The organism is Neorhizobium sp. T25_27 (assembly GCF_002968565.1).
Taxonomy (GTDB): Bacteria; Pseudomonadota; Alphaproteobacteria; order Rhizobiales; family Rhizobiaceae; genus Neorhizobium; species Neorhizobium tomejilense.
On the sequence record NZ_PVBJ01000003.1, the window covers coordinates 544,661 to 556,966 of the forward strand.

General features: G+C 57.6%; 10 protein-coding genes. 5 read left to right on the forward strand and 5 right to left on the reverse strand.

The features are described from left to right. Positions 1–34: 34 nt before the first annotated feature. Both C5J24_RS12795 and C5J24_RS12800 read right to left on the reverse strand, forming a co-directional pair. On the reverse strand, positions 35–1,705 hold the full coding sequence (locus C5J24_RS12795; RefSeq protein ID WP_105404695.1) for a peptide ABC transporter substrate-binding protein: 1,671 nt from the start codon (positions 1,703–1,705) through the stop codon (positions 35–37). A 37-nt stretch (positions 1,706–1,742) separates the two neighbouring features. Next, positions 1,743–3,407, reverse strand: coding sequence for an ABC transporter ATP-binding protein (locus C5J24_RS12800; RefSeq protein ID WP_105418310.1), 1,665 nt, complete (start codon positions 3,405–3,407; stop codon positions 1,743–1,745). Between the two features lie 228 nt (positions 3,408–3,635). On the opposite strand from C5J24_RS12800, the gene C5J24_RS12805 reads away from it, so the two are divergent. After that, the gene (locus C5J24_RS12805) at positions 3,636–4,304 is read left to right on the forward strand and encodes a FadR/GntR family transcriptional regulator (RefSeq protein WP_105404693.1); all 669 of its coding nucleotides are present in this window, start codon (positions 3,636–3,638) and stop codon (positions 4,302–4,304) included. A gap of 413 nt (positions 4,305–4,717) precedes the next feature. Here the strand turns inward: C5J24_RS12805 and C5J24_RS12810 are convergent, their stop codons facing one another. Next, positions 4,718–5,587, reverse strand: a complete 870-nt coding sequence (locus C5J24_RS12810) for a LysR family transcriptional regulator (protein ID WP_105418312.1) — start codon at positions 5,585–5,587, stop codon at positions 4,718–4,720. A 107-nt stretch (positions 5,588–5,694) separates the two neighbouring features. Between C5J24_RS12810 and C5J24_RS12815 the strand changes: the two genes are divergently transcribed. From C5J24_RS12815 to C5J24_RS12835, 4 genes are all read left to right on the forward strand, one after another. Continuing rightward, positions 5,695–6,906: a four-carbon acid sugar kinase family protein gene (locus C5J24_RS12815; RefSeq protein WP_105404691.1), complete on the forward strand. Its 1,212-nt coding sequence runs from the start codon at positions 5,695–5,697 to the stop codon at positions 6,904–6,906. Next, positions 6,903–7,877: a 4-hydroxythreonine-4-phosphate dehydrogenase PdxA gene (gene pdxA, locus C5J24_RS12820; RefSeq protein ID WP_105404690.1), complete on the forward strand. Its 975-nt coding sequence runs from the start codon at positions 6,903–6,905 to the stop codon at positions 7,875–7,877. The genes C5J24_RS12815 and pdxA overlap by 4 nt, the downstream gene beginning before the upstream one ends. A gap of 11 nt (positions 7,878–7,888) precedes the next feature. Continuing rightward, positions 7,889–8,605, forward strand: a complete 717-nt coding sequence (locus C5J24_RS12825; RefSeq protein WP_105404689.1) for a 4-hydroxythreonine-4-phosphate dehydrogenase — start codon at positions 7,889–7,891, stop codon at positions 8,603–8,605. Between the two features lie 489 nt (positions 8,606–9,094). Continuing rightward, a complete protein-coding gene (locus C5J24_RS12835) occupies positions 9,095–10,417 on the forward strand; it encodes an FAD-binding oxidoreductase (protein WP_105404688.1) in 1,323 nt (440 codons plus the stop codon). 400 nt (positions 10,418–10,817) lie between these two features. Here the strand turns inward: C5J24_RS12835 and C5J24_RS12840 are convergent, their stop codons facing one another. Both C5J24_RS12840 and C5J24_RS12845 read right to left on the reverse strand, forming a co-directional pair. Next, positions 10,818–11,654, reverse strand: coding sequence for a GNAT family N-acetyltransferase (locus C5J24_RS12840; protein WP_172723942.1), 837 nt, complete (start codon positions 11,652–11,654; stop codon positions 10,818–10,820). A 294-nt stretch (positions 11,655–11,948) separates the two neighbouring features. Beyond that, positions 11,949–12,302, reverse strand: coding sequence for a cupin domain-containing protein (locus tag C5J24_RS12845; RefSeq protein ID WP_105404685.1), 354 nt, complete (start codon positions 12,300–12,302; stop codon positions 11,949–11,951). Positions 12,303–12,306 lie beyond the last annotated feature (4 nt).

The following is a 12,306-nucleotide window of genomic DNA, read 5'->3' on the forward strand; positions in this document are numbered from 1 at the left end:
CCGCCGTCGCAATCCGCGACGGCGGCAGCGAAGGTCATCGCTTCCAATGCCATCCTGCAGCATGCCAGGAAGCTGTTCGAGTGTTGGCGTTAGACTCGGAGCCCTCTAGCCCTTCCTTGCGCCCGATCACATAGGTAGCGGAAAACAGCGGCAGAAACGGCAGGTCCTGCCGCACGATTTCCTGCACGCGAAGATAGATCGCGCGCCGTGCCTCCGGATCAAAGGTTTGGGCACCCTTTTTGAGCAGCGCGTCGACTTCGGGATTGGAGTACTGGCCGACGTTGGACCCCTTTCCGCCCTTCGCAACGATTGCGCTTGAATGCAGGCGGTTCGTTGCGTCCGGATCCGCTGCAATGAGATGGGCTACTCCGGAGATGGCCGAGTCAAACTGTGACTTAAGCCAGAATTCGCCAAACATGACTGCCGCTGGCAAATTCGATATGGTCATCTCGACGCCGATCTCAGCGAAGGTTTGCTGCAGGAATTGTTGCACCTGTTCCCGAAGATTATTGCCGGAAGTCGTTGAGTTGGCGAAGGCAAGTCTCACTCCATTCTTCCCCCGAACTCCATCCGGCCCCGGCAGCCATCCGGCTTCATCGAGGAGTTTGCGCGCGAGGTTGAGGTTGAATTCTTGCGCCGGCAGATCGGGATTGTAGTAGTAGGATTGCTGCGGCATGAAGGTCTCGGTGACGGTCCCGACGCCGTAGTAGATTGCGTCGATGATAGCCTTTCTATCGATCGCGGCATAAAGCGCACGGCGCACCGCCGGATCCTTGAATTGTGGCTTCTCAAGATTGAGATAGATCGACTCGACCGATGCCCCAGGCTGCAGCTTCACGACACGACGCGGCAGTTTGCTGGCTTCCTGGTAGTGATCAGCGGAAATGTATGCTTGGTCCGTAAGGTCGATATCGCCACTCTTGAATTGGGTGTAGAGTACCGTCATGTCAGGGATATATTTAAAGACGACCCGCTCGACATATGGGCCTTCCCCGAAATATTCGGTGTTGGCAACGAGTTCGATATGATCGCCTGCGATGCGCCGCGCCCACTTGAATGCACCAGTGCCGACAGGTGCCTGATTGAAGGCGGCCGCGTTAGGGTCTGCCTCTTTTTCCAAGATATGCTTGGGCACAATGAAGGTTTCGGCAAGAAACGACATGTATGGAGCGAAGACGCTCTCCATCCGCCAGGTGATCTCAGTCGGCGAGACCACCTTGATATCGCGGACCAGAGAATGCCCACCCGTGCGCCACGCGCGGAATTTCGGGTTGGTGATGAGTTCGAGAGTAAACTTCACATCGTCGGCCGTGAACGGCTTGCCATCGTGCCAGCGGACGTCGTCACGCAGACGAATGCGCCACTGGAGGCCGTCCTGCGAGATCCCACCATTCTTCTGGCTTGGCACCTCAGCTGCTAGATTGGGCTGAAGAACGCCCTTTGGGTCGATTCGAAAAAGCGCATCAAAGACCGAGAAATGCACGGCATCATCGACCTCGATATGTGCCATCAGCGGATTGAAGACGGTGGGTTCCTGGGAAAGCCCGACGACCACGCGGCCCGACGGAGTTGTTGGAGGGGTTTGCGCATAAGCAGGTTTGCCGAGCAGGTTGGGTGCGACAAAGCTCGCGACGCTGCCCGCTGCCATCAGGCGCAGCGCGTCACGTCGTGAATAGGTGGATTTGGTCGTTAGATCTTTAGTCATGATTTCTCCTCCCGAGTGACGCTAGGCGCCGTAGCTCTCAATAGTTCGCAGCATTCATCCGAGTGTTTCTCGGCCGCTCTCCTGGAATGGCCGCCACCAGCTCACGCGTGTAGGCCGATTGCGGATTCAGGAAGATTTGAGACGGCGGACCGTGTTCGACAATCCGCCCCTTCTGCATCACTGCGATCTCGTCGCAGATCTGGCTGGCGACGCGCAGATCATGGGTGATGAAGATCATCGATACGCCGGTCTCTCGTTGGATCTGATCCAGCAGCTCGAGAATCTGAGCTTGGATCGACACATCGAGAGCAGAGACTGCCTCATCAGCAACCAAAAGTTTTGGTTTGAACATCAAGGCCCGAGCGATCCCGATGCGTTGACGTTGGCCGCCGGAGAATTCGTGCGGGTAGCGCCCGTAGGCGCCTGCATCGAGGCCCACATGTGACAGCAACGCTCGTGCTTCCTCACGCGCCTGGGAGTAGGACATCCCGTGCGCTACGGGTCCTACAGTCAGGATTTGTCCGATGGTGGACCGCGGGTTCAGCGACGCGAAAGGATCCTGAAAGATCATTTGGATTCGAGGCCGCAGCGGACGGAACTCCGATTCCGAAAGCTTGGCGATGTCGTGGCCCTCAAACAGGATGCGACCACCATCGCTGTCCTGAAGCTTGATCAGAAGCCTTCCTAGCGACGATTTGCCAGAACCGCTCTCTCCGACGACGCCCAGAGTGCGCCCATGCGCCAAGTCGAAGGAAACATCGTTCACCGCATTCACGACACGCTGGCCGCCGAACAGCACGCTGCCGCTTCGATATGTCTTGGATAATCCCTCAACCTTCAAGATAGACCCCTTGCTGGCGGTCTCCTGGGGGACACGATCCTCGCCGGTCAGGCGCGGGACGGCGGCTATCAGGCGCTTGGTATAGGGGTGGGCGGGTGAATTCAGGACCTGCTCGGCGGTGCCTTGTTCGACAATACGCCCCTTCTCCATGACCACGACACTGTCGGCGATCTCTGCCACAACGCCGAAATCATGGGTGATGAACATCACGCTCATGCCTTTGCGGCGTTGAATGTCCCGGATCAGCTCGAGAATTTGCGCCTGGGTCGTGACGTCGAGTGCGGTGGTCGGCTCGTCGGCGATCAGGACGCTCGGTTCGAGCGCCAGGGCCATCGCGATCATCACGCGCTGGCGTTGGCCACCTGAAAGCCGGAAAGGGTATTGGAAATACATGAGTTCCGGATCGGGCAGACCCACTTCAGTCAGCAATTCGATGGCCCGGCTGCGCCGCGACGCCTTTGTGCCAACACCGTGTGCAGTCATGGCTTCCGTAATCTGTTCGCCCACCGTCATCAGAGGGTTGAGCGCCGACAGGGGATCCTGAAAAATCATCGATACGACCCGGCCGCGCATATCCCGCAGCTTTTGCGGCGACGCGTCGACGATGGCGGTTCCGTCAAGATGAATGGACCCCGACGAACACCGAATTATCTTCGGCAGGAGACCCATAATCGTGTTCGCCGTTACCGACTTGCCCGAACCAGACTCGCCGATAATGCACAGGATCTGACCCCGCTTGAGATCAAAGGAGATGTTTTCGACGGCGTGGGCTCGCTCCATGCCTTTCGGGAGGTCGACCGTCAGGCCGCGCACTGAAACTGCCGCGTCGCCTGCGTTAACAGCTTCTATTTTAGCGACCATCGATGCATCTCCTTTTCAACGCAGCATTTCATTTGCGATGTGTGTCGCGGCTCTAGGCATGCTGCCTCTGATTATCCTTCTTGGGGGCACTGCATAGCTTGTACCCCTTGGACTACGGCCGCCGTTCGCTACCAATCTGGCCCTGAACCGTGATTAATATAAGCATTGGTCTTGCTATTGGTGTCAATATAGATCAAATTGGTTTCGAAAATAAATATTGGAGGGCGCATGAGCGTGATGCTGAAAGACTTCATTGAGGCGGAAGGTCTGGAGCCGGGGGATCGACTGCCTCCTGAACGAGACTTGGCGCTGAAACTCGGGCTGCCACGCACCGCCCTTAGACGGATGCTTGGTGCTTTGGAGAAGGAAGGACGCCTTATCAGGCATGTCGGCAGAGGAACCTTTATCGCCGGGAGTGGCATGCGCTCAAGCGCCCTTCGTCGCCCGTTGAGCAATGAAGGAGACGCATTGCGTACCTATCCGGCTGAAGTTTTCGAGGCTCGGCTGATTATAGAACCAAAAATCGCCGCGTTGGCTGCGTTAAGGGCGACGAGGCAAGAAATCGAAGAAATGCAGAAATCGATCGGCCGAGGCAACTCCTCGGAATCGCTAAGCGAGTTCGAGAAATGGGACGCGGTTTTTCATCGCATTATCGTCGAAGCCGCGCGGAACGGTCTTCTTGCTTCCCTCTATGAAGGGATCCACGCAGTGCGCGCGGGAAACCTCTGGGGCAAAATGAAAGAACAATCACTGACCGCAGAGCGCATGAAGGCCTATATCACCAGCCATCAGGCAATTCTCGACGCGATCAAAGATCGCGATAGCAGAGAGGCTGAGCGAAACATGTACGATCACATCATAGAAGCCAGGACCAATATACTCGGTCCCAACTTATAAGATCCGATTGGGCGATTTGGTATTGAAAGCCGGCTATCGCCGCATTGCGACCGTCTCGGCCGCGATCCCAGCCATCTCGTCAGTGTGGTGGATGAATTTATCCGGCATCAGCCTCCAGGTAGCGAGTAAGAAAAGTTTCGATCTAATTCTGGCCTGCCAGTGGCCAAGCGGTGTTTGGAATCGTGGCAGGCGCCTGGTCAAATGGAATTCCCGGATTTGACATGAGATTGGCCAAACGCCCACGCTGGGCGCAATGGGGGCGCAGAAACAAACCTGGCGCGCCTATGGCACGAATTCTCCACCGCCTCCCCGATATTCGGTTCACTGGCTGGAGACGCCGGCAAACGGCAAGCGGTGAATAACCGCTGCAAAGAAGAACACGCGAGGTGAAGAGCCTAACGTACGTCTGCCCGTCAGGTGTTGAACTGCCTTCGGAGCCAGGAGAGGAAGTTTCGTTTCCGAGCGTCGTCTTCAATGGGAAGGCGACTTAACAGGATATATCTATACCCGTTGCTGGAGAACCCCCGCGGGGCGACCAGTTGTCCGCTTTTCAAAGCGTCGGCCACCAACGGCTCTGGACCAATCGCGGCGCCTAGCCCGGCGATTGCCGCCTCGATGCTTAAATAGAAATGTTCGAACACTTGGCTGGCGACGGGATTGGCATCTGGAATCTGATCGTCAGCGATATACCGCGGCCAGGCATCACGACGGGTGGCCGAATGAATGCGTGGCAACGAGAGGATATCCGTGCTGCCGGTGACCAACAGGTGGGGTGCGCACACGGGTCCAACGCGTTCTTCGACCACCGTTTCCACAAAGATCTCCGGCGCCCAGGAGAAATCGTTCCTCCGTAGCGCTAAATCGACATGGCTCCTGTCGAAATTCACCGGACCGCCCGCAGCCAACAGATGGACCTCGACATCTGGATGAAGCGCATTGAAATGCGGCAATCGAGGGATAAGCCAGCGTTGGGTGAACGTCGGTTCGCACGAGACCACCAGTGGTGCCGAAATCCCCACTCTGAGCTCATTGCAACAATCGCCAATGTTGCGGAACACATCACTCATCGTGGCCAGCAGGCGTCGTCCCGCCTCGGTGAGGAAAACGGCCCTGTTTCGTCGTTCGAACAAAGCTACTCCCAGATCTTCCTCAAGCGAGCGGATCTGCCGACTGATGGCACTGTGCGTAACACACAATTCATCGCCTGCGCGGCTGAAGTTTAGATGACGTGCTGCGGCTTCAAAGGCCCTGAGGGTGGACAGAGAAGGTAGTCGTGCGGCCATATCTGTAACTCTGAGGAACGGATGTCTGTTCGAAATCGTCGTTTTTTCGTCAGAAGTAATAGCGCTAATATCATCGTTGTTCGACAGAAACCTGACGGGTAGCGATCATGAAGGTAGGAATTTTAGCCGATGATCTGACTAGTGCAACCGATGGCGCTGCGCCATTCGTGAGCATGGGGCACAGATGTATTGTGTTCGCCGATCATCGGCAAACGCCACCGGAAGACGTCGCAATCATCTCAGTGAACAAGAAAAGCCGCACAGCATCCTTGGAGGACGCTGCCGAACGGGCGGCATGGGCGGCAAAGAGCCTGGCGTCGGCCGATGTCCTCTACAATACCGTGGATTCTACCATTCGCGGCCACCTTGAAGCTGAGATAACGTCCGCACTCGCGGCTTCCGGTCGGTCGCTGGCGGTTCTTGCTCCGGCCTTTCCCGATGGTGGGCGGACCACCGAAAAAGGGCGTCAGCTTCTCCACGGCGTGCCGTTGGAAGAAACCGAATTTGCAAGGGATCCCCTTCATCCCGTGAAGGACTCGGATCTTCGCGCTCTGTTTCCAGGTATCCCAGACACGGAAGTCCGTTATCTCAGGCTTGCGGAGGTTCGGACATTGAAGCCGGGTGATTTTGTCGCGGACGGCCGGACATTGGTGATTGCCGATGCGGTGATGCAGGATGATCTGGTCCTGCTGGTGAGATCGGCCGCGGATCCAAAATCCATCCTCTGGTGCGGCTCTCCGGGGCTAGCGAGCGCCTTGGCGATCTCTGTGGCTCTGGCCGATGACACCGCACCATCTTCCCTCGCGGCATCGGTAAACCTCTTCGTCGTCGGCAGCGTCAACCCACGGAGCCGCGAGCAATGCTCAAAGCTCATAAATGCCGGCAATGTCAGGCAAATCACAATCGACGCTGCGGAGGCGTCGCGCTCTCCCCTTCTGGCGGCCCAAAACGCTGTTGGGCAACAAGACCGATCTGCGTCCAGTGGAGACATCCTTCTGACAACATCTGAGGGCGACACGTCCGCTGATCCCCGAGCGATCGCGATCGCTCTTGGCAAGGCAGCACGCGCGATCATCGAGCGTCATCCCGTGACAGGAATTCTTCTGACCGGCGGAGACACCGCCGAATCCATTTTAAGGGAACTTGAAGTCGGTTCGCTGGAGCTTCTAGGCGAGATCGAGCCCGGAGTTCCGATCGGACGCGTAACCGGTTCGAATCCGATTGGCATCATCACGAAAGCGGGTGGCTTCGGCTCACCGAATCTTCTGCTGAAATCAGCCGAAGTGCTTCGCGGCCTATGGCTTGGAGATAAGAAATGAAGAAACCAATTGGAATAACTATGGGCGATCCCTGCGGGATTGGCCCGGAAATTGTCGCGGGCGTTTTCGCGGACGGACTGCCGGAGCGGGCGGTGGTGATTGGTGACGCCAGGGTAATGGAACGCGCTGTCCGGGCCCTCGATCTGCCTCTTCAGGTGCAGCGCGTTGAGTCCGTCAGTGACGCTATCCTAGACGGCAAATTCATAGCCGTTCTCAACGTCTCCGATCTGCCCGACGATCTACCCATCGGTCAAGTCGACGGGCGCGCTGGCCGAGCCAGCTACGACTATGTCGTGAGAGCGGTGGACGAAGCACTGGCGGGCAATATTGGGGCAATCGTTACCGCGCCGATCAACAAGGAAGCAATGAAGAAGGGCGGGCTCAGCTATCCCGGCCATACTGAAATTCTCGCAGAACGGTCCGGGACCGACAAGTTTGCGATGATGCTGGCAAACGACGAACTGCGTGTCATCTTGGTTACGATCCACGTCTCGTTACGCGATGCCATCGAGCTGGTGACACAGGATTCTGTGCTCAGAACGATCGAATTCGCGCACTGGGCAGGCAAGGCCTATGGTGCAGCTTCGCCCCGCGTTGCCGTCGCCGGCCTCAATCCCCATGCCGGTGAAAACGGCATGTTCGGACGCGAAGATCTCGACATTATTGCGCCGGCGATCAGCCGAGCTCGGGAGCTTGGCATAGATGCATCCGGTCCGTGGCCCGGAGACACGGTTTTCATGCGGGCACGCAAAGGCGAGTTCGATATCGTCGTTGCGCAATATCACGACCAGGGTCTCATTCCGGTCAAGTATCTCGGCATCGACAACGGCGTCAACGTCACTATCGGTTTGCCCTTCATCCGTACCAGCGTTGATCACGGCACCGCATTCGACATCGCGGGCCAAGGTAAGGCCGACCATTCCTCTCTTCGCTACGCCTTCGATCAGGCACTGCTACTCAACGCAATCTAGGAGCGCTTTCGATGTCTCGGACTTCTCCCTCATTCATATTCATGTTGACCAATCAGGACAGGACCGTTGCCGACGCGGCTGAGCGCGTTAAGGATGTGCTTGCCGCGGGCATCACACATGTGGGGTTCAAGGATATTGGCTTGCCATTCGATGAACTTGTGGGCCTTGCTTCAGCAATCAGGGCAGCAGGTGCCACGCTCTACCTCGAAGTCGTCAGCCTCGACGAGGAGAGCGAGCGACAATCTGCGCAGGCCGCGCTCGACCTCGGCGTTGACGTCTTGATGGGTGGAACCCGACCGAATGTCGTTCTGCCGCTTATCGCCAGCAGGAACATCCGCTACTATCCGTTCCCTGGCAAGATTGAGGGTCATCCAAGCAAGCTCGAAGGAACGATCGATACGATCGTAGAAAGTGCTCGTCAATTGTCGGCAATCGACGGCGTCAGCGGCCTCGATCTGCTCGCTTATCGCTTCGACGGCGATGTCGAGGCGCTTATGACCCGGGTGTGCGAGGCCGTTGAAAAGCCAGTGGTTGTTGCCGGTTCGATCGACAGCCGCGAAAGAATGGCTGCCGTGGTACGATCTGGTGCAGCAGGGTTTACCATCGGAACGGCCGCGTTTAACGGGGCTTTCTCCGGTAGTTCCAATCTCCAGTTCGAGATCGAGACCGAGATTGCCGTCCTTGAGCGAATTAACGCCAACCAAGGCTATTTACACCAGCATCATTAATTCGCACCTGAATGGAGCCTTCGCAGAGCATTAATTTTCGCCGGTATGGTTTGGCGATAAGATGAAATCCGAATGGGAGATCGGGCGCATGTATCCAGCGACGATGGATGCGCCCGACGCCGTTTGGCGGCCGGACCAGGATCGAGATGCTGGAGACGCATCTTCTGGTTTTGGACGCGGACCGGTTTGGCGGGCAATTAACGCGGCTCAAAAGCCGGCCCGACGGCCTGAGGCGTGTCGCTTCGGCCATCTGAAGACCGAAACCGCGGCTGATCTCGTCGGGGTGACCGCCTATATCGCCGGCGCAACCAATTGGCCTCGCCTCGACCAGGTTTAGGTAGCACGGCTGGGGACGTCTGTCCGGCTCGCTCGGTCGTTCCGGTGCCCGAACTTCACTACAGCTATCTCGTCGAAGTCGATGCGATCGCCGAGCTCGCCGAAACGCTATTACCCAAAAACAATTCCGACTAACAACGCAGGTCAGACTCCATGTCACCACTCCTCAAACGCATACAAAGCGACGAAGAGCTTCCCGCGAAGGCGGACGTCGTCGTCATCGGCGGCGGCATTATCGGCGCGTCGGCGGCATTTTGTCTCGCAGAGCGGGGGCTGTCCGTTGCGTTGGTGGAAAAGGGCTATGTCGGTGGCGAACAATCGAGCCGAAACTGGGGCTGGTGCCGTCGGCAGAATCGCGATGAGCGCGAACTGCCGCTCTCGGGCATTTCCATGCAGTTATGGGACCAGCTGTCAGCCAAAATCGGCGAAGACGTCGGCTTCCGCCAATGCGGTCTGTTTTACGCGACAGATGACCCAAAGCAGCTGGCGGAATGGGAACAATGGCTGGATATCGCCCGGCAATTCAACGTCAACACGAAGATGCTAAGCCCACGAGAAGCGCATGACAGAATTCCGGCGGACGGCCGCCGGTGGCTCGGAGGGGTCCACTCAGTCGACGATGGCAAAGGTGAACCGGCCATTGCCGCGCCGACGATCGCCAACGGCGCACGCAAATTTGGCGCGACTGTCCACCAGGAATGTGCGGCACGGGGCCTTGATATCGTCAATGGTGCAGTCGCTGGAGTGATCACTGAAAAAGGGCTTATCAGGTCGCAGGCCGTTCTGAACGCTGGCGGTGCGTGGACATCCTTGTTCTGCCGACGGTATGGCGTTGAATTCCCTCAGGCAAGCGTTCGTCAGACCGCAGTTCGTACGCGGCCGACAGCCAATCTAGGCGAGGCGATCTATACTCCGGAGTGCTCGTTGACGCGCAGGTTGGATGGCAGCTACACGCTCGCCATCAGCGGCAGGGCGACCCTGGATCTCACGCCGCAAGGCCTGCGCTACGCGCGCTGGTTCATGCCGATGTTTCTGAAACGACTGAAAGCAGTCCAACTCGGCGTCGGCAAATCCATGTTCCGTGGCCCGGAGGCCTTTGCGAACTGGAACAATGATACGCTTTCGCCTTTCGAGCGGATCCGCGTTCTCGACCCGACGCCGAGCCGCCGGACGGTCGCAGCTATTTTGAAAGGTGTGACGGAGCAGTTTCCTGCACTGGCGGGGATCGAAGTCGCCGACAGTTGGGGCGCCTACGTCGATTGCACGCCAGACGCGGTTCCGGTCATCTCGCCGTCTGACCATGTGAAAGGTCTCTATTTGGCCGCTGGTGGTTCCGGCCATGGCTTCGGTATTGGCCCGGGCATCGGTCGCCTAGCCGCTGACCTGATTGCCAACGATAAGCCTTGCGTTGATCCCACGCCCTTCCGCCTGTCCCGGTTCTTTGACGGTTCCAGAGTCGAGGTGGGAGGGCTCTGATCGTGCCGAGCCGGCGGGAATCTGGGCACAGAGCACCTACTGGAAAACACTCTTAACGTCTCGTAGGAGTGGCAGCAATCAGCATCTACTCCAGTGTCCCGAACACTTCCGACGTTTGGATGCCCTCTACCCGAGCACGGTCCGCCGGGTCGAGGATGTGTCGGCGGTCATCCTTGCAGGATGGGTCGAAACTGGGAGCCACAACCAGGCCCCCCGCGCTTCCAAGGAGCTATTTGGTTGCTTAGGGAACAATCAGGGGAATATCAGCTTCCCAAGGCGGAGAAACGGCCGATTCACAACCTGACAACTTGAGGTTACGATTCGACGTCGGGCGTCTTGCGGGCCTCGCAAAAATGCACTGGTTTCGCACCAGGTATAACGACCGACGGTTAACCCACGGTCAGCCAATCGCCTGGCTCGCCAGGCAGAAAGTCCGACTTGGCGATATGCTGGACAGACGCTTTGCACCCCGAACCATTGCAACGACCCCACCCTCGCGGGGGAGTCCCCAGTCTTGGAGCACCGACGACAGGCCGCTCTGTTCGGGAATGTCAATTCGCACGAAGCGTCCTTCCTTGCCAGAGAGTATAAAGGAGATCAAATCCCTCGCCTGGTTAAGATTCGCTGCAACTACCGGACCGATGACTTCGCCCATCCCGAACAGCCGCGTGGCCGCGAAGGCAACGATACCCTCCTCGTTCCGGATGGCGGCGAACGTACCCTCCTTCGCCAGGATGTTGTACAGGGCGTCGCGGTCGGCGCCGTAAGCTGCCCGATCAAGCGCTTTGATTGCCGGGATGGCTTCCGGCCCGACCGCTTCAATATTTTCAGGGGCATCAATCCGAGCAACGACACCCTGATGGGGGGCGATTTGATGCGTCGCAACGAACCCCAGCTTCTCGTATAGGGGCAAGCCATCATTTGTGGCCGTCAAACGGCATTCGCGTTCCCCAGCAAGTTCCATTGCTGCGGTGGTCAACTGTCTACCCAGCCCTCGCCCGCGCTGGTTTTCGTCGACAATGATCATATTGATGGTCGAGCATGTGTCGCCGAAGGGAGTCATGAGAGCTGTACCCACCACTAGATCACCTACGAGGGCAACATGTCCCTCGCTCAGGGACCATATCATTTCCCAGTCTTCTCTTCGGTGCGGCCAACCCGCTGCACGCGAAAGCGCCAAGGCACCATCCAGATGGTGAGCCTCGAAAGGCGCAAGAGTGTACGCTTCGGTTTGCATGGGTTGATCCATTTCATTGATCTCTAGTTCCCGTTGGAAACATCGACGGCTCGCGTTTCCAATGCCGGGGTGGAGTCTCGAAGGTTCGCGCTGTATCCAGACGATACCAACGTACCAGCCGCTATTAGAATGATTTCGGCTGCAAGCACGAGCGGGATTGAAAAGGTGATGGGCAGCTGGCCGCCCATCCTCTTCCGGATCAGCCGATCGAGAGCTCTGACTGCCAGATCGATCTGTTCCCACCATTGAATAGGGCGACAATCCACCTGCAAAAGGCTTCACCCGCTCCTTTGATCAGGTGACTGTGACGAAGATTTTTCGCACTGTTTCGATTGTTTTCCAAACCCCGACGTAACCGGGCTTCATCACGAAGCTGTCGCCCGCACGATAAATGATTGGCTCCTTACCCGTCTCGGTCAATTCGATCACACCATGAAGGAGATAGCAAAACTCGAAGGTTTCGCCCTTGATGGAGTGCGTTTCTCCGGGCGTCGCCTCGAAGACGCCGGTATTGACTCTGCCCTCCTTCGCTGTGTCCTGCAACCAGGTCTTGAAAGCGGGGCTGCCCGCGATGAGGCGATCCGGCTCGGCGGTTCGATGTTTTGGCTCAAACGATGGATCCGGGTCAATGGTTTTGAGTAAAGACATTGCT

Bases quoted from the DNA above. Each gene is read 5' to 3' on its own strand.
- C5J24_RS12800 (WP_105418310.1), bottom strand. From the start codon at position 3,407: ATGGTCGCTAAAATAGAAGCTGTTAACGCAGGCGACGCGGCAGTTTCA.
- C5J24_RS12815 (WP_105404691.1), top strand. From the start codon at position 5,695: ATGAAGGTAGGAATTTTAGCCGATGATCTGACTAGTGCAACCGATGGC.
- C5J24_RS12845 (WP_105404685.1), bottom strand. From the start codon at position 12,302: ATGTCTTTACTCAAAACCATTGACCCGGATCCATCGTTTGAGCCAAAA.
- C5J24_RS12825 (WP_105404689.1), top strand. From the start codon at position 7,889: ATGTCTCGGACTTCTCCCTCATTCATATTCATGTTGACCAATCAGGAC.
- C5J24_RS12840 (WP_172723942.1), bottom strand. From the start codon at position 11,654: ATGCAAACCGAAGCGTACACTCTTGCGCCTTTCGAGGCTCACCATCTG.
- pdxA (WP_105404690.1), top strand. From the start codon at position 6,903: ATGAAGAAACCAATTGGAATAACTATGGGCGATCCCTGCGGGATTGGC.
- C5J24_RS12810 (WP_105418312.1), bottom strand. From the start codon at position 5,587: ATGGCCGCACGACTACCTTCTCTGTCCACCCTCAGGGCCTTTGAAGCC.
- C5J24_RS12835 (WP_105404688.1), top strand. From the start codon at position 9,095: ATGTCACCACTCCTCAAACGCATACAAAGCGACGAAGAGCTTCCCGCG.
- C5J24_RS12805 (WP_105404693.1), top strand. From the start codon at position 3,636: ATGAGCGTGATGCTGAAAGACTTCATTGAGGCGGAAGGTCTGGAGCCG.
- C5J24_RS12795 (WP_105404695.1), bottom strand. From the start codon at position 1,705: ATGACTAAAGATCTAACGACCAAATCCACCTATTCACGACGTGACGCG.